Below are 26,515 nucleotides of genomic sequence, written 5' to 3'. Positions count from 1 at the left end.
GACTATCCCTTCTTCATCTTTCCGGCGAGCTTGACCGCACCGCCCGCATAGCTCCCGGCACGGGCCGCGCTGGACGATCGGTCGGAGACGCCTTGTCCCTGAAGTCCTGCGTTGAAGCCCCGTCGCATGTCATCTCCGCCCCGGATCGCGGCACCGGTATTGCGCCACGCGTTCCCGGGCATCCGCGCGGCATTGGCACCGATCGAGGCGAGGCCGATGTTCGTGGCGGCAAGCCCTTGCGCGAAAGTTGGCACGAGCAACATCAGGCCAGCGCCGATCATCATCACCACGACGAACGAAATCGCGTCCCCGAGTGTTTCGACGCTGTCGAGGCTATCAGGTGCGACAGCTTCACCCGTCGCTATGGTGAAGCCAGCCATGGCAGCCACGAAAAGCGGCACGAAGGAAAAACCGATGGCGAGTTTGACCCATGCCTCGAACAGTGGCGCCGATTGTTTGAATAATGTGCAAGCCACGACCACAGGTGCGATGGCGATCAATACCGCCAACATGATCTTGGCGGCCGACAGAACGATGATGGTGATCGTCGCCATGGCGGCGGCCACAAGAAACATGACAACGCTGGTCATGGCACCGGCCAGCCAGCCGCCATTCTGGCTGATCGCCTGTCCGACATTCAGAGCTTGGGAGTAGAGATCGTCTATGCCGTCATAAAGGTTTGTGACATCACCACCTGAGAGGGAGTTGAGAATACCTGCACCAAGTTCGGCAGGAGCATTTGTCAGCGCTTCGTACGGAACAGAAAGGTTTGCGTAGATCAAAAACACATTGACCAGCACAATGCGCAGCCCTACCGACACGATTGTGGAAACCGAGAGTGGCACGGCTTGCAGACCCACATTTGCGCCTACAAGAACGACCACCAACACAGATGCGGTCTGTACAACCGGGCGTACTGCGGCAACCGTATCGGCATACGTGTCAGCTGCCACGCCCGCGACAGTGGCATCTACCAATGCCAGAACCTCAGCGATTATGGCCATCCTTAACTACCACACCGCTCCAATTGGAAGTTCTGATAGCGCTCGTTTACATCTGACCAATCGCTACGACGGTATTTGCGAAAGACGCTGAAATCGCTGGTAGTTGCATCCTGCGCCGCCTTACCAATCCGTTCCTGCGTAAACGCATCGAGCGACCCGAGATCATAGATGCAGCCGCAGAAGCCCTGCGACATTGCAAGCTCTCTCAGGTCGGTGCCGAAGCCCCATCGAACCGCTCCACGGAAAATCTCGTTGCCGAAAAACTCAGTGTCCGGATAGCTGAAGGTGCAGGTTTGCGGCTTCGGGAACATCAAGAGCCCTCTTGCCTGTACCTCGCGCATGAGATCGAGGAGGCGCTCTTCCTCCCCATTTTCGGTGGCAGTGACGACCTCCCCGAGCAACGTATCGTCGGGCAGGTCTTGCAAGTCTTCCGCCCAGGCACTGCCTGCCAGGGCGATGAAAACTGCAAGTGCTTTGAGTGATGTATTCAAGGGTCAGTCCTCGGCGCCGGAGAAATCAAAGAAGGAGCGTGTGCGGGCCTGCTCGGCCGCGAAATCAATGCCGCTTTGACCTTGCGCCAAGCCTTGGGCGGCATTCAGGCGCCACATCTGGCCCAGCATGTAATTCGTCTCTGCGGCCATACGCGTGTTGAGATCGATCGATTCCTTGAGCGTTTCCTGTTCGCCAATCGCTTCCACCAGCCCATCGATACGCTCGATGCTCTGGGCGGCTTCCTCGTAGGAAATTTGGGCTTGCCCGATAACCATGGCATTGGCAGCCGCCAGATCGGCTATGGCAGCACCTTGCGGGTTCCCGGCGTCGTTCAGCTCGGTGAGTTTTTCCGAGGTGAACCCCGCACTGGCCATGGTCTCGCGCATGGCATCTGCGGCGCGGCGCTCACCCATGGTGACGTCGCCATCGAGCAGATCGTCCAGCAGGCTGTCAAAATCCCCGAGTGACAGGTTGTCCATGAAACCCGATAGATCGGTGATCTTCTGGGCACGGGCACGCAGGTCCTCCACATCGTTGTAGAGGGCTGCGATTTCATTCAGGCCGGTAATTGAACCCAGGACGTCATCAAGAAGGCCCTGAATGTCAGTGAGGCGCTCGATCTGGGTGCGCAATTCCTCGATTTGCTGGAGCTGGTTTTCTGCATCGCGCAGCGCGGCCTGCAGCTGCTCGATATTCTGCGCGAGGTTCGATCCATCGATCACAGGCACACCCTGAGCGAAGGCTGGGGGCGGGTGTGCCGCCATGAGCGTGCCCGCAACAATAATTGCGGCAATGCGGGTGTCAGCCCTCATCGGAATACCTCCAGAAAGTGGATTGCTCCAGGTGATCGGCGGCCTCGGTCAAACCTTGTGCCGCTTCGACTTTCACGTGGGCCGCGCGCAGACGCAGCGTCAGCGCCATGAGCCGCGCCCGTTCAGCAAGCATATAGGTGGAGCGGTCCAGCGCCTCTTTTGCGTTACCGGGCGGATCTTCACGCAAAAGCGCCGCGATCCTCGTCATCGCCTGATCGATCTGGGTGCCCATGTAGGCGCCATAGCCGACCGAGGCATCCGCCCAGTTGCCCCAGGCGGCCGAGGCACCATCGAAGCCCGCCAGTGACCCCGTCATGTCGACGCCGGTGATGGTGCCAAGATAGTCGTTGTAATAGCCGTTGATGCGCCGGACGTAGGTCTGGGTTTCCTCGAAAGGAGGCACACCACCATACTCGAGAACACGGCCAGGACCTGCATTATAGGCCGCCAGAGCGTGATCGATCCGACCGAAGCGGTTCAGTTGCGTGAGAATGTAGCGTGCGCCACCGTCCAGGTTTTCCCAAGGATCATACGGGTTCACACCGAGATCCGATGCTGTGCCCGGCATCAGCTGGCAAAAACCGCGCGCACCCACGTGGGAGACGGCTGCATTGTTGAAACGACTTTCCTGCTTGATCAGTGACTGAAACAGGATACGCCATGTCAGTGGCGTCAGACCGGCGGCCGCAACACCGGGATGACCCTCATAGCGCCGCGCCACCGTGATGATCATGCGCTCCACGTCGCTTGGCTCACCGAAGAGGCGATCGGCATCAGGATGATCTTCCTGGGCTGGGTAAGTCTCTGCAGCGCTCGCCCAGCCGGGCCCACCAGCCTCGAACCCACTCAGGTCGGTGACACCGGTGGTCTCCGCAAGGAAACGCTCATAGGCTTCAAGCTGCTCTTGATAGATATCCGCTTGTTCCTGGCGGGCGTCGCGCTTCTGGCCCTGCCGCAAGGCGTCGCGTGCGAGCTCTTCGACGCGAGACACAGCGCGGGCAAGGTTGGAGCCATCGATCACTGGCACGCCCTGCGCGGAGGCAAGCGAGCCAAGACCCAAGGCCAACGGAATCGCCATTCTAGAAGCTCTGGAAATCACAATGCGCATTCCGTGAAGCAAGGTCGGGAGCAGGGGCCGAGAACGCCATAACGGGCCGCTCAAAACAGGGCGATCGCACGCCTGTTGATGCACCTTCGCAAGCGCTCAGGACCGTCATGGCGACCAACAGAAAAAATCGTGCTTTCACATCATGTCCTTCCAGAATTCTTCTTTCTTGCGCCAATTGGCAGGCGCCTTTTCCTCGCCGGTCTTGCCGCCACCAAGAACAGTAACCAGACCGCCCAAGCCTGCGAGATCCGTATTGACGAACACGCTGTCGGCGCCGGAACGGATCAATGCCAGCCGCAACCCGGCTGTCGGGCTGGAAAGAAAATCCGCCTCGCGCGCATTCAGGCGCAGGATGCTGTAATCCTCCGGATTTGCCCGTGGATTGGGAAACAGGATCTGGGTTGCCACACTTTCCGCGATGATCTGGCCGACCGAACTTTGGTCCAGATGACCCGGTGTCTGGGTCAACATCATCACCACGCAGTTGCGCTTGCGCATGGTAACCAGCCAGTCATGGAGGCGCTTGACGAAGATATCATCAGCCAACATCTTCCACGCCTCGTCGATCACAATGATCGTTGGTCTGCGATCCTCGATCACGCGCTCGATACGGCGGAAGAGATAGGCGAGCAGGGCGGAGCGTTCTGCGTCCTGGTCCAGAAGTTCGGTCATGTCGAGACCAAGGACATCCTCGCCAATGGCAATCGACTGGGCACTGGGCCTTGAGAAAAGCCAACCGTACCGGCCGGCTTCTGTCCATTCCCGCACGCGGGACACCAGGTCGCCGTCATCATCGGTAGATGCCACGAGGCTTGCCAAACCGTCAAAGGTTCTAAGGCCCGGCTCCGCAGCGGCAATCTGACGAACCGCCTCGTTCAGTGCTGCGGTCTGGACCGTCTCAAATGGACGGTGACGGGCCAGAATGTCGCCGAGCCAATCTGTCAGCCAGGCGGCCCCCCGCGCATCGGTCTCCGTGGTCATCGGGTTAAAGCCGGTGGGCTGGCCCACCTTGATTTCGCTGTAGCTGCCACCCAAAGCGCGGATCGCCATCTCCAACCCCTGATCCTTGTCGAAAACGATGACCCGCGCACCCACTCTGCGGGCCTGCGCCATGAGAAAAGCCGTGCCGAGTGTCTTGCCGGACCCGGTGCGGCCCAGAACAAGCGTGTGCCCGACGCTTGGCTCATCGGTCCGGCGCCCCGCTTCGTGAAAGTTGAACCGGTAGAGGCTGGAGGTCACGGTCGGGAAGGCCGTGATCGTCTTGCCCCATGGGCTGGCCTCGGGTCCGCGCCCCGGCCTTGTCTTGTGAAACGCGGCCAGTTCCGCGAAATTGTGCGACGAAACGATCCCGTCACGGATCCGGTAGGCCCAGTTTCCCGGCGCTTGCGCGAAATAGAGTGCCTTTGCGGCCCAGGATTCCCGGACCAGAACGGCACCGGTCTCTTGCCCCGCCCGCCAGATCTCGGAAGCTGCCTGTTCCAGTTCCTCGGCGCTGTCACAGAAGACCTGCACGGATGCATGGTGTGTCCCAAAGGTCGACCGACCGGATGCCACGGCGTCGGCGGCTTCGATCAATTGCTCTGTCAGGCTGACACCAGCATCCTCGGAGGCACCCCGCTGACGAAAGGTGCGTTGAATGCGCTCAACCATCTCATTGGCGCGCCGCGGCGTGAAAGAGTTGGTGATCGTGATGTCATAGGGCAGCTCCAACGCATCAAGCATGGTTGGCCAGGTGCGACTGGGATAGGATTTTATCCCGAAAATCGCGCCGTATCGTGCGCTGTCGCCGCTTTCCAGCCGCATGGTTTTGCCTTGAAAGCTGACGTCGAAATTGCTCATCGTGTCAGCCAACAGTTGCCCGGGGGCCGCGATGATTTTGCCGTAGCTCTGTCCGTGAACTGCGGCCAACACTGCAAGCCAGTCCCCGCTCGAGACTGTCAGGCGCGCTGCACCTGCGTCGGAATACATCGCCATGAGCAGCGTCATGGCCTCTTCCAGGGCAACAATTCGCGTATCGATGTCTTTCTGGAAATCGCGGCCGCCGCCAAGGGCGCCCAGAACCTTCGAGAAGGCCTGCGGCATCGACGGACGCATCAATACTGTCAGCATCAAGGTGCGGGCTTTCAGGTCACGTGCGCGCAGGCTTCTCTGCCACGCCGCGTCTACCGCATTTGCAAAAGTCATACCGTCAGGCGCAGCAAGGTCCGCGACATCCGGGCGTGATACCTTGTTGATGTGGAAACCGAAACGCTCGCCCAACTGACTGACGATCCGGGCAAAGCCTTCACTGATCTCATCGATCCGGGCGTCATCGCTGGTGAAGCTGTCGATCCCGCCAAGCGTGACCGACGCCATTAGATCACCCTGCCGCGTCAGGATGACATTGTCTCGCACCGCAGCAATGTAAGGTAGGTGCCGCCCAAGACGCTCGGCTTTCAAAACCTTGTCCCCAAGTGCATCCCGAACAGCGCTGCTGGCAATTAACCCCCGAAACTCACGCGACATAGAGATCGCCCCCATTACAGGATCGCACACTCGTTCGCGGGGTGCGCGACATCACCACGTTCAAAATCTGAAACAGATGTGGATTGCGGTCTGCGACCAGCCAAAGCGGTGGGTAGCCCGCGAGGAAAACCAGCAGGAACCGCATGTCGTCAACCAGAATGAAAGGGATCACGGATGCGAAGACCAGCGCCACAAAATATCCGATCGGGAGACCGAATATCCGTGGCGGCTTGGTCAGCCCCAGAAAGAGTGGTGTGTCGCGCATGGAGGTCTCTGCGGTCGGTCAGATCAAGGAGCCGCAAAGCCGTCGATGATGGTCTCGGCCGAAAAGATCAGCACCACGCCGACAAACACGGCGACGAAGATCGGCCAGTTGAGGCGCCCGAAAAACATCATGACACCCGATCCCACGAGAGCGAGCACACCGAGGCCACGACCGATCGGACCCGTCACCGCGTCGATGATGTTGTCGATCATGTCAGAGACCGGGCTAAGGTCTTGTGCGAGCGCCGGGGCTGCGGCCACTATCAGCAACGCGGCCAATGCCGCCCGGGTATAGTCGATGCGTTTCATATCTGGTCTCCGATGGATTGGGCATAGACGGCCATGACCTTGCGGACATGGCCTTGGGTTTCGCGGTAGGGGGGAATCCCGCCATGGCGCGCCACGGCTTCGGGGCCGGCGTTGTAGGCCGCGAGCGCAAGCTGCGGCGTGCCAAAACGATCAAGTTGTGTCAGCAAGTAGCGGGCGGATCCATGCAGGTTTTGCTCAGGATCATGCGGATCGACGCCAAGCACGCGTGCAGTGTCCGGCATCAACTGCCCAAGCCCGATTGCGCCGACATGCGACCGCGCGCTTGGATCAAATGCGCTTTCGATAGCGATGTTGGCGCGAAAGAATGCGAGCCAGTCGCGAGAGGACATCCCGGCCCTGCGCAGGGCCGGGTGGTCCGCGTAGACCGAACCCACATCAAGGATCATAGTCTCGACCGCAGGGCGGCCCGATGGGACCCGAGGCGGAGAAAGGCGTGGTGAGTCAAGAGGGACGACCTCAGACCGTGCGACAATGTCGCCTTGCTCGGGTTGGGGTCTTGCAAAGTCGAGAACGCTACTGGTCAGTCGACCAACACGGTCTGGAGCATCGAGATCGATAACGGATTGTGCATAAGTGGAAGGGCCTGAAAGCCCCCAGAGAACGAGGCTAGCCGCTGGTAGGATACCTTGTCGTCTCAAACTCCCACGTGCCTCTCTCACCTTCTCGGAGAGGGCAGCTGAATACCTTTGCGTCGAGCTCCAGGCAGAAGCTCATGAGCCCTGCTGCGGTCTTGAAGACGCGTGGTTTCAGATCCCGGTTGGTCACATAGACCGACCGGTGCACACCGCCTTGACCGTCATTGGAGCAGACGAAAACCGTCCAGCCACCCCTATGCGTGTTGCCGCCCTTTTCCGGGGCTTCAACGCATTCCACCTCGATCCATGCCCCACCCTCGATCGCCTCTTGCATGTGCGATGTTAGGATCACGGGGTATTTTGTTCCTGCCATTTTGCCTCCGAAGGAAAGAAGTTCCTACGGAAGTAACCTGCTATTGCACCGCTTCAAACAGTGCATGTCACAAGATATGCGGCGACGTAGCGGAAAACCCTTTAGATGGTCAATAGATATCTTTTGATTGATTAAGATATTTTTTCGGTGATAGGTCCGGCACACGATTCGCCCCCAGATTGTCGGGAGACCACCAGATGTCGCGGTTGCTGGCATGTAGCACATTCATCGCCCTAGCGATCCCAGCAAATGCCGAGACGCTGGCGATGGACTGCGTGTTGCCGTTGCGGCCGGAGCTGGCGGCCTCGCCTGCGCTCCTGAACGAGTACGGCGACGACATCAGAGCCGAGTTCAACACCTACTTCGATGAGGCACAAACCTATCTGAATTGCCTCGCCGCAGCATCAGCTTCCGCGCAGGCCGAAGTCCGTCTTGTGCTTGACGCTTACCAGGAGATGTTCCAATGAAACGACGCGCAAAATATGTCAGTAATTATGACACAATTAACATAAGTCTGATTATACGACAACGCTTTAGCGGCGGCGCTCTGTCATGAGGCGGCTTCTGTCAACTGCCGCGATCATCGCGATCGGGCTTACACCGCTTGCTGCCAAACCTGCCGCCGCACAAGGCTACCAGATCGATTGTGCGATCCTCCTGTGCCTCGCAGGCGGTTGGCCGCCTTCGGTCCCATGTGCCCGGGCGCGCGCGGAGTTTATCCGCCGGATCACGCCCTGGCCAATTGAGCCACCGCTGCAGATCTGGCGTTGTCCAATGCGTGCTGAGTTCGAAGCGCCGAACCCGGTTGAGCGCCTCTACAGGTTGGCGGGGTTCAATCCGGGTCCAGCAGTCTCCCTGCCCCGAGAGCGAGAAACGCTCCAGCTCGCCCAAGCTGTCGGGCGTGCCGCCGATATCGATGTGACGGACCCTGCTTTTGATTTCATCCGCTCCATAGATGTCTTTCAGGTTACGGCACGTCAGAGGGAGGGCCGTGACGATTGCAACAGATATGCTTCTGTGCGGCGTGGCACGTATGATCAGGACGGCCAATTCCGGTGGCAAAACAGCTCGATAAGTGCCCTTCCTCCAGCCTTCCGAGGGGCCGAGCGATATGGCCAGAACTGCCCCGATATCTGGGTCCGTGCTGTGTTCGTCGATTGGGAGGATTTTGAGGGCACCTATGGCTTCGAACAAGTCAACTACTGATCTCAAACAGTCACAGGCAAACGAAAAAAAAAGAAGAAACCCCCGCAAGGCAGCAACCAAGCGAGGGGCTCAAAGAACAACGGAATTGGCGTTCCGCCAGATCAAATCAAACCGTGGTCTCGTTCTAGCAGTCCCGACAGTCAAGGCAATGAAAAAACGTGTCGCTCGCTGGGACACGGGTGCCCTGTTGCAGCCTTGTCCCAATTCACAAGGACTAGACATTGAACGTGATCCAAACCCATCTCACCCTGCCGGAAGGCTGGACCAAAGGTGCTGTTATGGCACTAATTTCAGAGGTTGCCCCGCATATAGGCTTGCGCCCGGCGCGCCTCGCAGTTCTGAACTACATCATCGGGCGGACTCGCGCATCCGACTGGACCTCTCCCCATCGTGAACCGGTGTTTTTTGGCGCGCAAGATCTCGCAGCGGTCGAACTTGGCAAGACGTCGCGCCAGTTGCGAACGGATGAGGCCGCGCTGGCCAAGCTTGGGCTGATCGTGAAACGTGTCGCGGCGAATGGGGCCCGCTTTGGTCGCGCTGGCCTAGGCTTGATACTGACTCCGCTGATCGCGCGACTGGAAGAGTTCATAGCCCTTCGCGATCGGCTCCGTGCGGAACGGAGGCATTTGCGCGCTTTGAAGGATCTTCGGTCCCTTCGTTTGCGTCACATGAAACGGTGCATCGCCGCCCTGCCCTCCTCGGCTATCAACGATCCTGAGATCGTCAAGATTCTGGCCAGTTTCGATGAATGGCCACGCAGCGATGCGTTAAGCCGTCTCGGTCTGGAGCGGCTCAACGCCCATTTGAAGGCCAGTTCCGATCTGTGCAACAGCCTTGATGATTGGCTTGAAAACCATGGGCTTTCTTCCGACCAGCCAGTGGAAAACTTCCGGCCCTTTACACAAAACACCAGAGAAGAAACTCAAACTGTAGAGACGCCGCCCGCTGTGGATAACTCTGAAAGACACGCGGAAATCGCACAGAGTGAACCGCCATCATCAATTCCCTGCCCCGCGCCACCCGCTCTGACGCCAGAGAATCTATATCGCATTGCCGGCGACGGCTTACGCATGATGCTTGACGCGAGCCGAGATCAGAACCGACCTCTCAAAGAGCGCGACATCATCGAGGCTGCCTGGGCGTTGCTGCCGATGCTCGATATCCATGCTTCAGTTTGGCACGAGGGCCAGAGCACCTTGGGCGACCACGGGTTGGCTTTCTGCCTACTATTGGTTGATGCGCAGCGAGATCACCCGAGTTACCCTGTTCGCAATCCTGGCGGTTTGATGCGCGAACTGATCCGTCAAGCCAAGGCAGGAAGGCTGGACTTTAATGCAAGCGTTGCGGCTCTGCAAAAACGGCGCAATAGGGTGAGGTAGAGTTTCCAACCCGCAACTGAACTTGCCCAAAAACGCGCTGAAAATCTGGTAATGAAGTTTATGTTAATTTACCCTCCAGATCCCTTCTTCCTGAGCCACTCGCGATTCAGAAAGAAGTTTCTGTAAATGAGCCACAACATTCCTTTCGGCGGCCATTGCAATATGCGGGTCAGATTTCTTGTAGACTGAAGCGGCGATATTCTGGACTGTATCGGAAGTATTTAGGAGATGCTTGAGGATCTGGGTCTCGCGGCGCATCCGGTTGGCAAGTAACCGTTCGATGTAAGGGCGCGGATCCTGGAGTACGGGCCCGTGACCCGGCAGGCAGATCCTATCGTCGCGATCAATAAGCCGTTGAAGCTGGTCGCAGTAATCACGCATGTTGCCGTCAGGGGGGCTGACGATCGAACTGTTCCAACTCATCACGTGGTCGCCCGTGAATAACACTCCATCCAGCCTCGCAAAGCAGAGGTGATCGCTCGCGTGACCGGGTGTGTGAAGGACAGTAAGACCGGCAATCCTTTGCCCGTCTTCCAAAAACCCGTCGGGTTGAAATGCATCGTCTGGAAAGGCACGCGAAACATAAACGGGCAGACCTGTCCGTTCGCGCAATCCCGGCACGGCACCGAAATGATCGGAATGGTGGTGTGACACTAGAATTCCGGCCGGGTTGCCTCCCAGATTCTCGACAATTGCTTCGAAATGTGCACTGTCTTCTGCTGGACCCGGATCGAGAATGAACCGACCGTCAGGTGTATCAATGATGTAGCTGTTCGTCCCGTGATAGGTCATCTTCCCGGGATTGCTCGCAACGATCCTCAGGATTCCCTCGGCCACCTGTTCTGCACGCGCGCGACACGGTTCCGGCTCTGTGTGAAACATGCTGCGTTTTGTCATTGAATACGACCACTTTCTGACAGTGAAAAGTCTGGGACTTGCAAAGCCGCCTTTTGCTTTGCATAGCTTTGGAAGCCTCGGGCTGGCGTCCAGCGCCGGTCAGAACCGGCGCTGGAACAAGGCAACAAAGCCCAGCAGTCAAGCGTGACCCCGATTATGGAAACCTGTATACAGCACTACAGCAATTGCTGCCTTCGTCAGGTCTCCAAGCAGGAACGGGTAAAGCCCGGCGTTCAGCAATTTTTCGCCATAGCCGACAAAGCCACCCAACCAGAATAGCCCTGCGCAATACATAAGTATCGAACCGGAGAGGACCGCTACAGATGCTCTGATTGAAGGCGGAAGCCCTGCCAGCTTTTGAACCATCCATCCTGCAGCCGCCGCCGCGAGCGCAAACCCAATCAAGAATCCGCCAGTGGGACCCGCAAAATAGGCCAGACCCGCCGGTGCGGGAGGCGTGCCAGCGAAAACCGGCAGGCCAAACAGACCTTCCAGAAGGTACGCAGCGACAACTAGACTACTGCGCACCGGCCCCAGGAAAAGGCCGAGACCCAAGACCACCAGGGTTTGTGTTGACATCGGTACCGGGTAGAACGGCACCGCGATTTTGGCGGATAGTGTCAGAAGTATTGTGCCGATGAGTATTATTGAGATCTCTCGGGTCAGTCTTGCGACCGGTTGGCGTTGAGTGGCTTCCAAATTCATCTGTTTCGTCCTTGTTTCTGTAGATCGTTGATTTGCTGGATAGGGAAGCTCACATGCGCTTGGCGACTTCTTCCAGCATGACCTCGCTCGCACCGCCGCCGATGGCCTGAACACGGGCGTCGCGCGACATGCGTTCAACCGGGGTTTCGCGCATATAGCCCATGCCGCCGTGAAACTGGACGCAGTCGTAGAGCACGCTGTTTACCAGTTCGCCGCAATAGGCCTTGACCATCGAGACCTCTTGCACGCAATCGTGGCCCGCCGCGTCCAGACCTGCGGCATGATAGACCAGCTGCCGTCCCGCCGCGATCCTCGTCTGGCAGTCTGCCAGCCGCTGGCGCACCACCTGCTTGTCCCATAGGACACCGCACGAGGCGCCCTGGGATCGTCGGACTCCCGGAGCTTCGCGACGATCCACTCCGGTTTTGTTTTTTCTGGGCCATTCCGCTATCCTCAAATTGGCTCGAAATCCTATTTTAGGGAGGATCGTTGTGTCAGGCGGTCGCCGCTAGGCCGTCCGACTGTGCGTCCCGTTTCGGTGGCCGTATCCGGAACAGAAGCGCATAGAGCACCGGAACCGCGACGAGCGTCAGGACCGAAGCAAAGGCGAGGCCGCCCATGATCGTCACCGCCATCGAGGCAAAAAACGCATCGGGCAGAAGCGGAATCATGCCAAAGATCGTCGTGCCGGCGGCGAGCACCACAGGGCGAAGACGGCTGACTGAGCCGTCGATCACCGCCTTGTAATCGGGCACACCCTGTGCACGTAGAAAGTCGATCTCTTCGATGAGAACGATTGCGTTCTTCATCAACATTCCCGAAAGCGACAGGAAGCCGAGCAGGGCCGTAAATGTGAAGGGCAGACCGGTGAACAGCAACCCCAGGACCATGCCCGTCACGGACATTGGCACCACGAGCCACAGGATCAGCGGTTGGCGGACTTTGTTGAACATCAAAATCGAAATCGTCAACATGACCAGGAAGCCCAGGGGAAGCTGCTTGCCAAGCGACTCCTGAGCCATCTGCGCACTTTCGAATTCGCCGCCCCATTCCATTGCATAACCGTCGGGAAGCGGGATGGATTCGATCTCGGTGCGGACGCTTCGGAATGCCTCATCCGCGGTGAGATCGCTGCGGGCACCGCCGAGGGCGGCGATTGTCCGCTCTCGGTCGCGCCTGTGAATGAGTGCCTCGACAAGACGGGGATCGAACCTTTCGACAAGGTTGGCCATGGGTACATAGGACCCTGCCCCATCGGACCATACCGACAGGTCACGAAGGCGGTCGACCCCGTCGCGTTCGTTCTCGGGAAGCCGGAGTTGGATCGGGATCAACACGTCGTCCTCGCGCAGGTCGCCAACGCGCAGTCCGGACGTTCCATAGCGGATGGTATCCGAAATCGCTCCGCGCGTCGCGCCGGCCAGCCGCATTCGTGCCTCGTCGACGACGGGTTCGACAAGGATTTCACGCTGCCGCCAATTGGTGCGCGGATTGGTGATGGTTCCTGCCTCCTCGTATATCCTGATCGCATCATCCGCGAGCTGGCGCAGGACGACCGGATCGGGGCCCGAGAAACGAACTGCAACATCGGCACCGGCCGGCGGTCCGAACACGATTTCTTCGACACGGATCAGAGCGTGGGGGAATTCGGCTGGCAAATCCCGGTTGAGCCTGCTCGCGATCGCCGGGATCGTTGCGGCGTCCGCAACCCGGACGATGAGCTGGCCATAGCTGGCATCCGCCTGTTCCGGATTGTATGTCAGCATGAAGCGGCTTGCCCCCCGCCCTACGAGGGCCGTTACCCCGGTCACAGCATCCTCATCCAGAAGTATCCGCTCAAGCCGCAGCATCTCTTCGTCGGTCGTGTTGATATCGGTTCCCTGCGGCATCTGGAACTCGACGTAGAAAATAGGCGTGTTCGAGGCGGGGAAGAAGGCCTGCTTGACCTGGGCGAAAGCCATGACCGACCAGACGGTGATCCCGATGATCGTCAGAACGACCGGGATGCGGGCGCGCAGCGCCGTCCACAGAACCCCGCGGTAAATCCCGTAGAACGGGCCCTTGTAGGGATCGTCCGAGGTGTTCTTGGGGGCCTTGAGCAGCAGCTTGCCAAGATACGGCGTGACCGTGACTGCCAGAACCCAGCTTGATAGCAGCGAAATGGCGATCACGGCGAAAAGCGAAAACAGGAACTCGCCCGTCGCATCGGGCGACAGCCCGATACCGGAAAACGCCATGATCCCGATAACGGTTGCCCCCAGCAAGGGAATGGACGTCGAGGATTCCGTCTCGGCCGCCGCGTCTTCCGCGCTTTTGCCACGCGCCATGCCGATCACCATGCCTTCGGTGATGACGATGGCGTTGTCGACCAGCATACCCATCGCGATGATCAGGGCGCCAAGGCTGATCCGTTCCATCTGTATCCCGAACACCGACATGAAGAACAGCGTGGAGAAAACGGTAAGTCCGAGGGTCGCGCCCACCACGAGGCCGGCGCGCCACCCCATGGTCAGCATCAGGGCACCGACCACGATCGCGACCGACTGTCCGAGACTGACGAGAAAGCTTGAAACGGCTTCGTCCACCACGACATGCTGCTCGTAGATCGGAATGATCTCGACACTTTCGGGAAGCTCCGACTTGAGCCGTTCCAGCCGCGCTGAAACCTCCTGGCCGACAGCGACCACGTTTCGGTCCGTCAACGCGGAAACGCCAAGGGTGAAGGCCGCCTTGCCGTTCTGCCGGATGATCTGGCTGGGCTGTTCGGCCGCCTCCCGTGTGACGGTGGCGATGTCGCTGACGGCGATCTGGCCGACATTTCCGGCCGTGCCCAGCCGCAACTCCTCTATGCCTTCGGGGCTGATATAGCCCGGCGGAACGGACAGGCCGATGCGGGCGGGGCCCTCGGTGATCTCGCCGTTGAAGAACACCTGGTTTTCGTCTGCGAGAATTCCCAGGATCTGGGTCGGCGGAAGGCCCAGTTTCTCGAGGCGTGCAGACGGGATCGAGAGGGTGATCACCTCTTCGGAGAGGCCTTGAACCTCGGCCTTGGCGACGCCATCGACAGTGACCAGCCCGAGCCGCAGCGTCGTGGCCAAGTCCCTTTGCTCCGATGGGCTCAGACCTTCGGTCGTCACCGCATAGAACATGCCATAGACGTCGCCGAAATCGTCATTGATGATGGGCGGTTGCGCCCCTGCCGGAAGATCCCCCTCGATATCACTGATGCGGCGGCGCATCTCGTCCCAAACCTGCGGGATCTCGTCCGGGCCATAGGTCATCTCGATCTCGACGGTGATCTGCGCCATGCCCGGCATCGATTTCGATTCCACCCGGTCGAGCTGCTTCATCTGCTGCAGCGCGTTTTCGACGACGTCTGCGACCTCCTCTTCAACCTCCATTGCCGTGGCGCCGGGATACGGCACGAAGATGAGTGCCGTCTTGAGGGTGAAGCTCGGGTCTTCAAGGCGGCCGACCGTATTCAGCCCCCAATAGCCGCCGAGAACGCAGAAGATGATGGTGAGCCAGACCGCCACAGGACGCTCGATGCTCGCTCGTGTGATGCTGAGTGCCATGTTTTTATTCTTGTCCTGCCGAAAACCGGGGTCAGAGCCCAGAAACTGTCACGGTCTGATTGTCCCTGAGCCGCCACCAGCCGCCGGAAACAACCAATTCATTGGCCTCCACGCCATCCTGAACGACGATCTCGTTGTCGATCGGAAGGCCCAGACGGACCGTCCGACGCTCGACCTGGCCGGACGTTTCTTCGTAGATCCAGATGGACGGTTCGGTTCGGCTGGTCGTGTCCACCGCCGAAACCGGAACGATCACGGAGCGCCGGCGATCTTCCTCAGCGGCGATGGAGATGCGCACATCCGCGGTCATTCCGGGCAAAAGACGCGGGTCGATATCACCCGTGATCGCAAATTCCACGTCGTAGGTCTGCGCCGTCCGGTCGGCATCGGTCGCAAACGAGCGAAGCACCAGAGGCGCGGTGTAACCCGGAACAGCCGGAAAAGTTGCAACGATCTCGAAGGCATCGGGTGCCGACCGCGCAATGGCCGCAAGTTCCTCTGGCAGGGAGATCACGAGCCGCATCTCGCTGACATCCTGTAGACGCGCGACAGGCGCGGTCGACGTGACGTTGACATATTCTTCAACGAAGGTGCGCGCCACAATCGCGTCGAATGGCGCGACGATTTTCGTTTGGGACAGGCGCCGCTCGGCCTCGCGGAGCGCGACTTCTGCCTGGAAGAACTGCGCGCGGGCCGTGTCGAGGCGCGCGTCGGACGCCACGCCACGATCGGCGAGGTCCGAGGCGCGCGCGAGTTCGGAATTCGCCAGGTCGTAGGACGCCTGAGCCCGGTCGACGGCGAGTTCGAAATCGATTTGGTCGAGCTCCGCGATCACCTCGCCCTCGCGAATCGTGTCGCCGGGCTCAACCTCAAGGCGAATGATCTGCCCGGGTATCTGAAACGCAAGGTCCACCGTTCGAGCAGGTTCAACGCGGCCTGCAACGGTGCGAGACTGACTTACGACGCGATTGAGCGCACGGGTCACTTCGACCGTGACTGGTCGCTCCACGCTCGCTGCAGGCCTTGTGTCGACTTCTGCCTCCACGGTGTTCGTCGCGGTCTGGGCCAGCACATCGGTCAGGAACGGCGAAACAAACGGCACGGCAACGGCCGACACGGCCGCTACCGCAATAACAAAAACGATCCGCTTCAAACTTCGTGTCTCTCTATTCGAGTTCATTAATCATGGCCCTCAATTGCTCGATGACGCGCCCCCTGAGACCCGCGCCACCGTCGGGAAGGCCCAGAAGTTTCTGGAACCGAAGTCCCTGGATCGCTAGGACGACAACCATAGCACCCGAAGTGTCTTGTGTGTCGGACAGGATACGCTCAAGGTCGCCGGTCAGTTCAGCCCGTAGCGGATCGAGCAGCCGCGGATCTGACGCGGCAGCCGCGAGAATCGCCATCGAGAGGTCGTCATCGACGGCTCTGGCTTGCACGATCGCTTCCAGGTGCCCGCGCAAGGTGCGGGATCTGCGATCTTCCGGGACTGATGCCAGGCGTTCGCGATGTTCTGCGAGCATCTCATCAAGCAGCCCGGCAAGAAGCGCTCTCTTAGTCGGAAAATTGTATAAGACCCCGCCTTTACTGAGATCGGCCTCACGCGCGACGGCGTCGATCGTAATCTTTCCCGCGCCCTCTCTGTGCGCAATTGCCCGCGCAGCGCCGAGGATCCTTGGAGACGCATTCTTTGCCTGCATTCTGGATTGTATGGGCCCCATCGGAAGGTTTCTTCGTAGAACCACGCTAAGGGAGAACGAAGCCTGAACATGGCTTACTGCGTGGTGTTTCTGATGACCTTGTAAGCTGTTGATCTGCCTATGCCGAGATGTTTTGCGGCCTGGGCTACGGATTTTCCGGCACCGACAAGATCTTGGAGGGCTGAGATTGTCTCTGGTGGCAATGTCGGCCGTCCAGGGTTGCGACCATGCTTTCGGGCATTGATCAGGCCATCTTTGGTGCGCTCTGAGATCAGGCGGCGCTCGAAATGCGCAATGGCCCCGAAGACATGGAACACGAGCTCTCCGGCGGCGGAAGTCGTATCGATCCGCTCTTCGAGGCTGATCAGGTTGATCTCTCTGGCCTTGAGGTCATCAACGGTTTCCAGAAGTTCCTTGAGTGAGCGGCCCAAGCGATCGAGGCGGATGACAGCGAGGGTATCGTTGGGTCTGGCCTGATCAAGCAAGGCCGCCAGACCGGGCCGGTTGAACGTCTTGCCGGAGATCACGTCTTCGAACACTCGAATGGCACCGTGTTGCAGCAGCCGGTCTTTTTGGCCGGACAGGTCTTGGTCGGCGGTTGAGACCCTTGCGTATCCAAGGATGTCGCCAGTGCGTGGCATGGTGTCTCCAAAACGGCCGTTTTATGGCCTGATTTGACATGACCATTCTGAACCCAGATTGGCACGTCAAATGTGTCTTTTTATCAGTCTCTATAATATTCGGTGTCTTCAAACTTGCAACAACGTTTTGAGGACACCTTATGGGCCGTAGACTTCTTTCATCCCGCGCGTATGCGGACCTCTTCGGGGTACCGACAGATTCTGAAGCCTTGATCCGTCACTATCTGCTGAGCGGAGATGACATTGATCTGATCCGTACTCGCCGCCGCGCCGAAAACCACCTTGGTGTTGCGGTACATATTTGCTTGCTGCGCTACCCCGGCTTGGGGTGGAGCGAAGGTATGATGCCGCCAGCTGAACTGATCGCCTGGCTTGCCGAACAACTTCAGGTCGGCACCTGTTCTCTCGACGACTATGCCGTCAGGCGAAATACGCGGCATGAACACCATGCCCTCGCGATGCGCCATTTGGGGCTGTCCCCTTTCGGACCTGAACATGTGCAGCAGGCAGAGGATATCGCCACGAGGGCGGCTTTCGCAACGGATCATGGCGTGAAAATTGTAGAGACGCTGATTGCGGATTTGCGCAAGCACCATCTGGTATTACCGAGCGTAGACACGCTTGAGCGCCACGCCTTGAAGGGCCGAGCGCGCGCCCGGCGTGAGGCTGCCGCAGCGCTGTTTGATGCCCTCTCAATGGAGCAGCGTGACCATTTGCAGGCGCTCTTGGTGAATGACCCGTCCGTAGGGCAAACGCGGCTCACGTGGTTGCGCGGCTTTCCGCACTCGACCAGCCTGGCCAGCATGGCCGCGCTTCTGGACCGTTTGAAATATCTGCGATCATTGAATCCACCGCCAGATCTTGGCCAGGGTCTGCACCCGGACCGGCTGCTCAAGTTCGCGCGCGAGGGTGCTGTAGCGCCCGTGAGCTTGCTGAACGACTTTGGCGAGCGGCGGCGGATCGCAACACTCGCGGCGCAGATGGCGGATTTATCCATCACGATCACCGACGCGACCATCGCCATGTTCGAGCGACTGACCGGCCAGCTCTTCTCAAGATCCCGCAACCATCAGGAGGAGGTTTGGCGTATGGGTAAGACCAAGGTTGGCAAGCTGATGCAGCTCTTCGGCGCATCCATTGATGCCATGGCCCGCGCACAAGACCTGGGGCAAGATCCCTTTGCTGAGCTGGATGCGGACGTTGGGTGGGATACGCTCCTGGGCAAGCGTGACGAAATCGCCAGCTTCGGAGAGCTGGCAACCAGTGACCCGCTTTCTCTGGCGGCCGAGCGCTATGCGTATATGCGCAGGTTCGCCCCTGCCTTTCTGGAGGCCTTCCAATTCAATGCGACCGATGCGGGGGATGATCTCAAGGACGCCATCGCCTTGCTGCGGGATCAGAACCGCACCGGCAAACGCAAGTTGCCAGATGATCTGCCCATGCCGTTTGCCGCCAAGCATTGGCCATCGCTGATCATCCAGGACGGCCAACCACAACGGCGCATGTATGAAACCGCTATTGTGTCCATCTTACGAGACCGCCTGCGTGCCGGGGATGTCTGGGTCGACGGCAGTCGTGAGTATCGCCGTTTCGACAGCTACCTGATGCCACGGGCCACAGCGGAAACTGCCATGCGGGACGCGGGCTTTGAGACAGATCCGGAAGCATGGTTGTCTGATCGGCGGGCCACGCTGGCGAAACGCTTGGGCCAAGTGGATCGTGCCCTGAAGCGCAATGCAATCTCTGGTGTCCGAATTGAGCGCGGGCGGTTGAAAATTACGCCGCATGACGCGGTCACACCGCCCGCTGCGTCGCGCTTGGAACGGGCGATTGACGCCCTGATGCCGCGCATCCGCATCACGGAATTGCTCTGGGAGGTAAATGCACAGACCGGGTTCCTCGATGCCTTCACTGACCTGCGGTCTGGCAAGCAGCACGATGAGCCCGCCGCCGTTCTGGCCACGATCCTGGCCGGGGCCACCAATCTCGGCTTGGAGCGGATGGCCCACGCCTCATCACGTGTCAGCCATGCGCAGCTGACTTGGGCGCAGACATGGTACCTTCGGCCCGAGACGTTCGCGGATGCCCTGGGCCGCATTGTCGATGGTCATCATGGCCTGCCCTTCGTGCAACATTGGGGCGCAGCGGCGCACAGCTCATCGGATGGTCAGTTCTTCTCTGCCAATCGTGGCAGCGGACTCATCAATGCCAAGTACGGGCCTGATCCCGGCCTGAAAATCTATTCTTTCCTGTCGGGCCAGTACGGATCGTTCCATTCCAGCGTCATCGGGGCGACGGCGGGCGAAGCGCCCTTTGTGCTCGACGGTCTTCTGGGCAATCCGGCCAGTTTTGACCCCCTCGTTCACTACACAGATACCGGCGGCGTGTCGGACCACGTCTTTGCCCTGTTCCATCTGTTGGGGATGACGTTTGCCCCGCGCTTGCGCGACTTTCCCGATCGGCGGTTGGCGTGCTTCGGTGGTGCGAAGGCGTGGCCTACCCTGTCGCCTCTGATCGGGAAGCCTATCAATGAAGAGGTGATCCGGCAGCATTGGGGCGACGTCATGCGACTCGCGGCCAGCATCCGCGACAGATCTCTGAAACCGTCTGAAATCCTGCGAAAGCTTGGGGCGTACCGCCAGCAAAACCGGCTCTACCTTGCATTGGGTGAAATCGGCCGGATCGAGCGCACGCTCTTCATGCTCGACTGGATCGAGAACGCCGCTCTGCGCATGGAATGCCACGCAGGCCTCAACAAGGGCGAAGCGCGGCACTCGCTGGCCAGGGCCGTCTTTGCCCACTCACAAGGGCGCATTCATGATCGTTCTGACGCGGCTCAACAGAAACGGGCCATGGCGCTCAACCTCGTCATCGCCGCCATCACGTTCTGGAACACGATCTACATGGACAAAGCGGCCAGCCACCTCGCACAGGCCAGCCCGCTCTACGACGCCAAGCTGCTTCCGCATACCTCGCCGCTCGGGTGGGAGCACGTCATCCTATCCGGCGACTTCGATTGGCATTCTGGGGCCGCTGACCGCAAAATTGCGCGGCCGCTGAACATCAGGCCAACCAGAGACTGGGGAACCTAACGATGTTCTTCGAAAGTTCTCCCTTAGCGTGGTTCTACGAAGAAACCTTCCGATACCGCCTATGGTCATTATTCACCGTCCATTCGGCAATTTTATTGAGAGATTTGGAGCATTGCCCCGTTGTCGGAAAGCAAGGTCAGTTCAGAGCTCTACTCTATGTCCGCTCCCGTAGAGTCGCAGGAATGCAGTGACTGCATCGGCCGCATGCTTGTCCCGCTCGACTGTTCTTTGCACGGCCAGCAGGCGTGGCATCAACAGTCCAGAAACGCAAAGATGTATGAAGTGATCCGCAACACGCGGGGGGTTGTCGATCTCAAGCGCGCCTTCCCGGGAAAGGCGTTCCAGAACTTTACTGATGAGTTCGCGTGCCCGTTTCGGTCCGGCACGAAAATACACCTCCCCGACCTCGGGAAGCATCTCGGTGGCACCGATACACGTCCGCAGAAGGCGGATGTAGGTTTCGTCCAGAACGAGATCGATCATGCGCAGGGCAAGTTTTTCCAACTGGGCGCGCGGCTCGGGACCTGCGGACAAGGGTCGGAGGATCTCTTCCGCAAGCCGACCGCATTCGGATTCCACGACGCTCAGAAACAGCTGCTCCTTGGTCGGGAAATACGAATACATTGTTGCCTTCGACACTTTCCCTTCGGCGGCAATGGCATCGACGGTGGCGCCTTCATAACCGCACCGGAAGAAGACCTCCCGCGCGCCGAACAAAACCTCGGCCATTTTTCTCTCGCGCATCTCGCTCTTCCTGTCCTGTGCAGCATTGCGGGATTTCAAACTTGACTGTACCGTCTAGTCGGTACAGTAAATTGATTTTTATGTGGCGGCAAGCCGCAAACCTGGGCGGATCGTTCGGAGTGAGTGCCGCCTGTCAGGCATACCCAACGCGGCTTTCAATTCGTCATGAGCTTCGGGCCGTGCTCCGTTCGCGGTGCTTTCTGGCGCGGGATTATTCCGCGAACAGGACGGACGTCATCATTCCGCCGAGCGTGCCGTCCCGTCGAAAGCACCCTCCGCCTCCCAGCGGCGTGCAATGGATCCAAGGGTGTCCAGCACACCGCGCAGCTCCGCGCCGCGTTCAGTCAGCCCGTATGTGACAGCGGGCGGGATGGTCATGGCCTGCTCGCGCCAGACCACGCCGGCATGTTCCAGCATTCTCAGCCTCTCAGTCAGGACCCGGGTGGAAATTCCAGGCACCAGCCGTTTGGTCGCGCCGAAACGCTGTGGACCCTGTTCGGACAGAACCCAAAGGATATAAATCGTCCAAGGTCCCGTGATGACACGCAGCAGCGCCTCCATCGGGCAGGAAGCTGGTTGGACGCTTTTCATTGTGGATAGCCCTCGCAGCCCACGAAAGTAAGTTACTTTTAAGTGCCTACTTTAACTGATGAAGCAAGGCACCTAATGATACTATATGGAAAACGGCAGCCTAACAACCCGCCGAAAACCGGGAGAGCGGCAGTGAGTGACAACGTGGCAAAATATGTCTACTGGATCGCGACCGGCCTTGTGGCATTGGTCTATCTGGGTGCGGCGGCCTTCTACATCTCATCCCACGACATGGTCGCGGGCATGTATCGCGAGGTGTTGGGCTATCCCACATACATCATCTGGCCACTCGCAATTTTGAAGATCGTCGGTGCCGTTGTGATCCTCTGGCGCCCTTCGGCGGTGCTGGCAGATTGGGCCTATGCGGCAATGTTCTGGCATCTGGTGCTCGCCTTCGGGGCCCATGTGGGCGCAGGCGATCCGGGTTGGTCGCCGGCTCTGGCGACCTGGGTACTCCTGATCGTCTCGTGGCTGACCGCCAATCGCGTGCGTGCGGTCAAGTCGGCCTATGCACCGGCAGTTCCGGCAGCGCCAATCTGATCTGCTGCGGAGTTGCCACGGGGGTGCCCATAGCCTCGGACTTGGGTTTAAAAGGACGACAACATGACTGAAAAGCAGCCGACATTGTTTGTTCCCCATGGGGGTGGCCCCTGTTTCTTCATGGACTGGAATCCGCCTGACGCCTGGGATCGGCACCGCAAATTCCTTGAGGACTTGCCTGCGAGCCTGCCGGCAAGGCCCAAGGCGCTCCTCGTGATCTCGGGCCATTGGGAAGAGCGGGTCTTTACCTTGCAGACCAACCCCGCCCCGCCTCTGCTGTTCGACTATCAGGGATTTCCGCAGCATACCTATCAGCTAACCTGGCCCGCGCCGGGCGAGCCCGCGCTGGCGACCCGCGTACGCGCACTTTTAGAAGACGCGGGATTCCAAACCGGGGCCGATGCTGCGCGTGGCTTCGATCACGGGGTATTCGTTCCACTAAAGGTGGCTTTTCCTGAGGCCGACATCCCCACCGTCCAATTGAGCCTGCGCGACGATCTCGACCCCGAGGCGCATCTTGCCGTCGGTCGCGCGTTGGCGCCCTTGCGCGACGAAGGGGTGCTGATCATCGGATCCGGCAATACCTATCATAACATGGGCAAGATGATGCGGGCGATGAGGGGCGGACCGGACGGCCCGGTGAACGGCGGAGACTTTGACCGATGGCTCACGAGTGCGGTGACCCATGAAGACCCCGCAGTGCGCCATGCCATGCTGGCCGAGTGGGATCAGGCGCCCGGCGCACGCGATGCCAATCCGCGCGAGGAACATCTGATCCCGTTGCACGTCGTGGCCGGGGCTGCGCTTGCGGATCGGGGGGAGAAGACCCTCGAGGATCACGTGTTGGGCGCGGTCGAAAGCGCGTTCAGATTTGGATAGGACCAACCATGAGCTTCGAACTTCCCCCGCGGCAGGGCCCGCGCCCCGACACCACCGATTGCGCCCCGCATGAGCAGGTGTCGCAGAACTCCTCGGCAGAGATCCACGCATTTTTCAAGGAGAAGGCCTTCGCCCTGCCCTTCGTCGAGCGCTGCCGGTCGGGCATCTCGGTGCCCGGCGCCGAAGCACTGGTCTTGCCGGTGGCGCATGCCTGCGGCCCGCGTGAAGCCTTCATGATCGGACGCGAATTGGCCCATGTGCATCCCTCCTATGACGGTTCGTCGCACATGATGCTGCCGCTGGCGGCGGTCGATGAACTCATCGCCAAGGGATGGGGCGAACCGCACCCGATGGCGTCGGCCGGACACATCCCGGCAAATGCCGTCATGGCCTTTGCGCCGCGCGATGGGTCAGAGGTCGACGTCATGATCAAAATCCTGACAACGAGCTGGGACTTCGCCCGCGGCAAGCTGGCCAACCCCGCGCAGGTTCACATCCACGGCTGACTCTCTCTCAAAGAACAGGAATACGCCCATGGCAAGCTTTCAGAACGGACCATTTATCGTCACAGGCGCCTCCGGCCAGCTTGGACGCCAGGTAATCGATCAACTGATCGAGGCGGGCGCCGGTCCGATCATCGCGGTCACGCGCAACGCCGACAAACTCGCCGAGTTCAGGGACAAGGGGGTGGATGTTCGCCAAGGCGATTTCAACGCGCCCGAAACACTGGGTCCGGCCATCGCGGGCGGCAAGCGGATCCTGATCATCTCCACCGACGATCTGGAGCCGGGCAAACGGCTCGCGGCTCATTCCAATGCGATCACCGCCGCACGCGAGGCGGGTATCGACCACATCGTCTATACCTCGCTTGCCAGCCCGGTACCCGAAAGCCCCATCACTTTCAGCAAGGATCATCAGAACACCGAGAAGCTGATCGAGCAAAGCGGCGCCAGCTACACGATCCTTCGCAACAACCTTTACACGGATCTGTTGCTTATGAGCGGACCGCAGGCGATCGACATGGGGCAGCTCTTTGCCGCGGCAGGGGACGGACGGGCGAGTTACGTCACGCGCGCCGACTGCGCCCGCGCCGCCGCTGCCGCGCTGATGAATGCGACCGACCGCGAGGTCCTGGACATCACCGGGCCCGAATCCACCGGCCAGGCCGATATCGCGGCGCTTTTGTCGGACATCGCCGGCAAGGACATCCCCTACGTTCCGATGCCGGCCGAAGACATGGTGCAGGCGATGATCGCAAATGGCCTGCCCGAGTTCATGGCGCGTGTTTTCGTCTCTTTCGACCAGGCAATCGCCGAAGGCTACCTTGATGTGGCCAGCGACGATCTCAAGACGCTCACCGGCAAGTCCGGACAGTCGGTTACCGATTTCCTGACCGAAAACCGGGCGGTGCTTCTTCGGGCGCCGCAGTAACTATAGAGGCGGACAAAATCATGAAACTCTACAACGCGAATTTCTCGCCCAATGCGCTGCGTGTGCGGGCGGTGGCACACGAACTGGGCGTGGACCTCGAAATCGTCCAGGTCGACATCCGGGCCGGGGACAACCGCGCGGCGGAATTTCTCGCTCGCAATCCCAATGCAAAGGTGCCCGTTTTGGAGGACGGGAATTTCGTGCTTTGGGAATCCCGGGCAATTTGTGCCTATCTGGCGGGGCTTCGGCCCGAGGCGGGCCTCTATCCTGAGGGCCGCAAGGCGCGGTCCCTCGTCGATCAATGGACCTGGTGGCAAGCGATCCACCTTGGCCCGGCGATGCAGAAATTGTCCTTTGAGCTGTTTCTCAAAGAGAAATTCGGCATGGGCGATCCCGATCCGACTGTGGTCGAAGCGGAACGAAAAGCCACAGATCAGTTCCTTGCCGTTCTGGAAACCGGACTCGACGGCAAGGACTGGATCGCAGGCGCACTCAGCCTTGCCGACTTCTATCTTGCGACCACCTTCATGTATCGCGATCAAGCGGGGATTTTACTGGACCAGTACCCAGGAGTTGCGAGTTGGATCGACCGGCTAGAAGCGCGTGACAGCTGGCAAGAGGCTGTGGCACCCCTAAGGGCGCTTTTCCGCTGACGTCGTGATCCAGGGGGTAACATACCCCTGACGAGTGCCGAGGTTGACGATACGGTCGGCCGTTGTCATCGCTTTGATCTGATCGTGGGTCAGAAAGTCAACTGACCCAGCCTCCCGATCAGGTCATCCAGTTCGCGGATCATCCGCTCACCTGACAGTGAGCGATCCACCACAGTGGCCGCCAAGGCTTCGCGCGTGCAGTCATCCACGATGCACAACACACGGAACCTTTGGCCATTAGCAAAGGCATCGGACACGAAGTCCAACGACCAACGCTGATTGGCGCGATCCGGCACTAGGATGGGCCTGCGCGTACCCAGTGCGCGTTTGCGTGATCACCTGCGGCGCACGGCCAGCCCTTCCTCGCGATAGAGACGGAAAAGCTTCTAATGGTTCACTTCAAAACCCTCTCTGGCCAAAAGGATGCCCTAACTACGATATCCGAACCGGCGACGTTTATTCGCCAGTTCCCGCAGCCATTGGCGCAGGGCGTGGTCGCTCCGATCCTGATTCCGATATGACTGGGAGTTCCATAAGTCCTTGATCCAGGCCTGTGGGTCACAAAATCTGTTGTCGCTTCATGCAGTTCTTTACGAAAAATATCTGCGGTACCAGATATTGGTTCTTACATACCGTGGGCAAGAAGCCGTGGAAGAACATCGAAAAAGGCCTAGTCCACATGCTTGCGGCCTTCTGACGTTCTGCGAACTTGGCTGGCATGACCCCGGGTCCGACGCGGATAGCGGACTTAACTCTTGCTGCGGGTCTTAGGCGCGCCGCTTTCGCCCGAGAAGTATTCGTCCCAGGTGCGCCCGAGTCATGCGCACTCTTGGCCAAGAGCCAACTTAACATATGCTTGCTTATACGTTTTTGAGCCGTGTAGCCGCAAAGCTAAAATGTCACCCATGAGCAATTCAGGAATGTCACTCTCCCTTCCGAGACTGAGGGAGATTGGGCATGGGATGGGTGGTTATGAGCGAGCGCGAGTTGAAGCGCGTGGAGGTTTTGGCGCAGGTCGA

At 59.5% G+C, this 26,515-nt stretch carries 28 protein-coding genes and 1 pseudogene; 10 read left to right on the top strand and 19 right to left on the bottom strand.

Annotated features, from left to right (window positions below; genetic code table 11):
- Nucleotides 1-2: 2 nt before the first annotated feature.
- The 9 genes from AC13DE_RS07260 to AC13DE_RS07220 all read right to left on the bottom strand — a co-directional run bounded on the left by AC13DE_RS07260 (nucleotide 3) and on the right by AC13DE_RS07220 (nucleotide 7,463).
- A complete protein-coding gene (locus AC13DE_RS07260) occupies nucleotides 3-1,004 on the bottom strand; it encodes a TrbL/VirB6 family protein (protein ID WP_089852530.1) in 1,002 nt (333 codons plus the stop codon).
- A gap of 2 nt (nucleotides 1,005-1,006) precedes the next feature.
- Nucleotides 1,007-1,495 carry a hypothetical protein gene (locus tag AC13DE_RS07255; protein ID WP_072506894.1) on the bottom strand — a complete coding sequence of 163 codons (489 nt, stop codon included), beginning with the start codon at nucleotides 1,493-1,495 and terminating at the stop codon, nucleotides 1,007-1,009.
- A gap of 3 nt (nucleotides 1,496-1,498) precedes the next feature.
- Complete coding sequence (locus AC13DE_RS07250) at nucleotides 1,499-2,218, bottom strand: type IV secretion system protein (RefSeq protein WP_483047492.1); 720 nt, start codon at nucleotides 2,216-2,218, stop codon at nucleotides 1,499-1,501.
- Between the two features lie 79 nt (nucleotides 2,219-2,297).
- Nucleotides 2,298-3,386: a lytic transglycosylase domain-containing protein gene (locus tag AC13DE_RS07245; RefSeq protein WP_317389033.1), complete on the bottom strand. Its 1,089-nt coding sequence runs from the start codon at nucleotides 3,384-3,386 to the stop codon at nucleotides 2,298-2,300.
- A gap of 165 nt (nucleotides 3,387-3,551) precedes the next feature.
- Nucleotides 3,552-5,921 (bottom strand): VirB4 family type IV secretion system protein, encoded by a 2,370-nt coding sequence (locus AC13DE_RS07240; RefSeq protein WP_317389034.1) that lies wholly within the window; start codon nucleotides 5,919-5,921, stop codon nucleotides 3,552-3,554.
- Nucleotides 5,911-6,186, bottom strand: a complete 276-nt coding sequence (locus AC13DE_RS07235; RefSeq protein WP_037239481.1) for a VirB3 family type IV secretion system protein — start codon at nucleotides 6,184-6,186, stop codon at nucleotides 5,911-5,913. Before AC13DE_RS07235 ends, AC13DE_RS07240 begins: the two co-directional genes overlap by 11 nt.
- Before the next feature lie 23 nt (nucleotides 6,187-6,209).
- Nucleotides 6,210-6,494, bottom strand: coding sequence for a TrbC/VirB2 family protein (locus tag AC13DE_RS07230; protein ID WP_037239483.1), 285 nt, complete (start codon nucleotides 6,492-6,494; stop codon nucleotides 6,210-6,212).
- The gene (locus AC13DE_RS07225) at nucleotides 6,491-7,039 is read right to left on the bottom strand and encodes a lytic transglycosylase domain-containing protein (protein ID WP_370001865.1); all 549 of its coding nucleotides are present in this window, start codon (nucleotides 7,037-7,039) and stop codon (nucleotides 6,491-6,493) included. Before AC13DE_RS07225 ends, AC13DE_RS07230 begins: the two co-directional genes overlap by 4 nt.
- An 82-nt stretch (nucleotides 7,040-7,121) precedes the next feature.
- The gene (locus AC13DE_RS07220) at nucleotides 7,122-7,463 is read right to left on the bottom strand and encodes a hypothetical protein (protein ID WP_009819929.1); all 342 of its coding nucleotides are present in this window, start codon (nucleotides 7,461-7,463) and stop codon (nucleotides 7,122-7,124) included.
- Nucleotides 7,464-7,660: 197 nt separating this feature from the next.
- Between AC13DE_RS07220 and AC13DE_RS07215 the strand changes: the two genes are divergently transcribed.
- The 3 genes from AC13DE_RS07215 (at nucleotide 7,661) to repC (ending at nucleotide 10,048) form a co-directional block, all read left to right on the top strand.
- On the top strand, nucleotides 7,661-7,930 hold the full coding sequence (locus AC13DE_RS07215; protein ID WP_068247338.1) for a hypothetical protein: 270 nt from the start codon (nucleotides 7,661-7,663) through the stop codon (nucleotides 7,928-7,930).
- Nucleotides 7,931-8,015: 85 nt separating this feature from the next.
- Nucleotides 8,016-8,669 carry a hypothetical protein gene (locus AC13DE_RS07210; RefSeq protein ID WP_111550074.1) on the top strand — a complete coding sequence of 218 codons (654 nt, stop codon included), beginning with the start codon at nucleotides 8,016-8,018 and terminating at the stop codon, nucleotides 8,667-8,669.
- Nucleotides 8,670-8,896: 227 nt separating this feature from the next.
- On the top strand, nucleotides 8,897-10,048 hold the full coding sequence (repC, locus tag AC13DE_RS07205; RefSeq protein ID WP_317389080.1) for a replication initiation protein RepC: 1,152 nt from the start codon (nucleotides 8,897-8,899) through the stop codon (nucleotides 10,046-10,048).
- A gap of 63 nt (nucleotides 10,049-10,111) precedes the next feature.
- Here repC and AC13DE_RS07200 read toward each other — a convergent pair whose 3' ends face one another.
- From AC13DE_RS07200 to AC13DE_RS07170, 7 genes are all read right to left on the bottom strand, one after another.
- Nucleotides 10,112-10,945, bottom strand: coding sequence for an MBL fold metallo-hydrolase (locus tag AC13DE_RS07200; protein WP_240672155.1), 834 nt, complete (start codon nucleotides 10,943-10,945; stop codon nucleotides 10,112-10,114).
- 138 nt (nucleotides 10,946-11,083) lie between these two features.
- Nucleotides 11,084-11,650 (bottom strand): biotin transporter BioY, encoded by a 567-nt coding sequence (locus AC13DE_RS07195; RefSeq protein WP_074838768.1) that lies wholly within the window; start codon nucleotides 11,648-11,650, stop codon nucleotides 11,084-11,086.
- 49 nt (nucleotides 11,651-11,699) lie between these two features.
- The gene (locus AC13DE_RS07190; protein ID WP_348429968.1) at nucleotides 11,700-12,107 is read right to left on the bottom strand and encodes an acyl-CoA dehydrogenase family protein; all 408 of its coding nucleotides are present in this window, start codon (nucleotides 12,105-12,107) and stop codon (nucleotides 11,700-11,702) included.
- Between the two features lie 37 nt (nucleotides 12,108-12,144).
- A complete protein-coding gene (locus AC13DE_RS07185; protein ID WP_483047491.1) occupies nucleotides 12,145-15,225 on the bottom strand; it encodes an efflux RND transporter permease subunit in 3,081 nt (1,026 codons plus the stop codon).
- A gap of 31 nt (nucleotides 15,226-15,256) precedes the next feature.
- Complete coding sequence (locus AC13DE_RS07180) at nucleotides 15,257-16,378, bottom strand: efflux RND transporter periplasmic adaptor subunit (protein ID WP_245737675.1); 1,122 nt, start codon at nucleotides 16,376-16,378, stop codon at nucleotides 15,257-15,259.
- A 13-nt stretch (nucleotides 16,379-16,391) separates the two neighbouring features.
- Nucleotides 16,392-16,946, bottom strand: coding sequence for a TetR/AcrR family transcriptional regulator (locus tag AC13DE_RS07175; RefSeq protein ID WP_483047490.1), 555 nt, complete (start codon nucleotides 16,944-16,946; stop codon nucleotides 16,392-16,394).
- Between the two features lie 53 nt (nucleotides 16,947-16,999).
- Nucleotides 17,000-17,566: a recombinase family protein gene (locus tag AC13DE_RS07170; protein WP_483047489.1), complete on the bottom strand. Its 567-nt coding sequence runs from the start codon at nucleotides 17,564-17,566 to the stop codon at nucleotides 17,000-17,002.
- A 140-nt stretch (nucleotides 17,567-17,706) separates the two neighbouring features.
- On the opposite strand from AC13DE_RS07170, the gene AC13DE_RS07165 reads away from it, so the two are divergent.
- Nucleotides 17,707-20,658 (top strand): Tn3 family transposase, encoded by a 2,952-nt coding sequence (locus AC13DE_RS07165; RefSeq protein ID WP_483047488.1) that lies wholly within the window; start codon nucleotides 17,707-17,709, stop codon nucleotides 20,656-20,658.
- 141 nt (nucleotides 20,659-20,799) lie between these two features.
- Here AC13DE_RS07165 and AC13DE_RS07160 read toward each other — a convergent pair whose 3' ends face one another.
- Together AC13DE_RS07160 and AC13DE_RS07155 are read right to left on the bottom strand one after the other, a co-directional pair.
- Nucleotides 20,800-21,402 carry a TetR/AcrR family transcriptional regulator gene (locus tag AC13DE_RS07160; RefSeq protein ID WP_036540318.1) on the bottom strand — a complete coding sequence of 201 codons (603 nt, stop codon included), beginning with the start codon at nucleotides 21,400-21,402 and terminating at the stop codon, nucleotides 20,800-20,802.
- Between the two features lie 237 nt (nucleotides 21,403-21,639).
- Nucleotides 21,640-21,993: a winged helix-turn-helix transcriptional regulator gene (locus AC13DE_RS07155; RefSeq protein WP_224556225.1), complete on the bottom strand. Its 354-nt coding sequence runs from the start codon at nucleotides 21,991-21,993 to the stop codon at nucleotides 21,640-21,642.
- A gap of 132 nt (nucleotides 21,994-22,125) precedes the next feature.
- Between AC13DE_RS07155 and AC13DE_RS07150 the strand changes: the two genes are divergently transcribed.
- The 5 genes from AC13DE_RS07150 to AC13DE_RS07130 all read left to right on the top strand — a co-directional run bounded on the left by AC13DE_RS07150 (nucleotide 22,126) and on the right by AC13DE_RS07130 (nucleotide 25,496).
- Nucleotides 22,126-22,533, top strand: coding sequence for a DoxX family protein (locus AC13DE_RS07150; RefSeq protein ID WP_157802081.1), 408 nt, complete (start codon nucleotides 22,126-22,128; stop codon nucleotides 22,531-22,533).
- A 63-nt stretch (nucleotides 22,534-22,596) separates the two neighbouring features.
- Nucleotides 22,597-23,412, top strand: coding sequence for a DODA-type extradiol aromatic ring-opening family dioxygenase (locus tag AC13DE_RS07145; RefSeq protein ID WP_037931959.1), 816 nt, complete (start codon nucleotides 22,597-22,599; stop codon nucleotides 23,410-23,412).
- Nucleotides 23,413-23,420: 8 nt separating this feature from the next.
- Entirely contained in the window at nucleotides 23,421-23,918 is a 498-nt protein-coding gene (locus AC13DE_RS07140) for a luciferase domain-containing protein (protein WP_483047487.1), read from the top strand.
- A 28-nt stretch (nucleotides 23,919-23,946) separates the two neighbouring features.
- Nucleotides 23,947-24,843 carry an SDR family oxidoreductase gene (locus AC13DE_RS07135; protein ID WP_037931965.1) on the top strand — a complete coding sequence of 299 codons (897 nt, stop codon included), beginning with the start codon at nucleotides 23,947-23,949 and terminating at the stop codon, nucleotides 24,841-24,843.
- 20 nt (nucleotides 24,844-24,863) lie between these two features.
- Entirely contained in the window at nucleotides 24,864-25,496 is a 633-nt protein-coding gene (locus AC13DE_RS07130) for a glutathione S-transferase family protein (RefSeq protein WP_027238702.1), read from the top strand.
- Between the two features lie 101 nt (nucleotides 25,497-25,597).
- Here the strand turns inward: AC13DE_RS07130 and AC13DE_RS07125 are convergent.
- Nucleotides 25,598-26,011, bottom strand: a pseudogene (locus AC13DE_RS07125) (transposase family protein); the annotation flags it as partial.
- A gap of 25 nt (nucleotides 26,012-26,036) precedes the next feature.
- Here AC13DE_RS07125 and AC13DE_RS07120 point away from each other — a divergent pair.
- Nucleotides 26,037-26,267 (top strand): hypothetical protein, encoded by a 231-nt coding sequence (locus AC13DE_RS07120; RefSeq protein WP_483047486.1) that lies wholly within the window; start codon nucleotides 26,037-26,039, stop codon nucleotides 26,265-26,267.
- The last annotated feature ends 248 nt before the right edge of the window (nucleotides 26,268-26,515 follow it).

Source organism: Sulfitobacter sp. L-8, assembly GCF_056859255.1.
The sequence above is the reverse complement of the archived record's forward strand: the minus strand, read 5'-3'. Positions and strand labels throughout refer to the sequence as shown.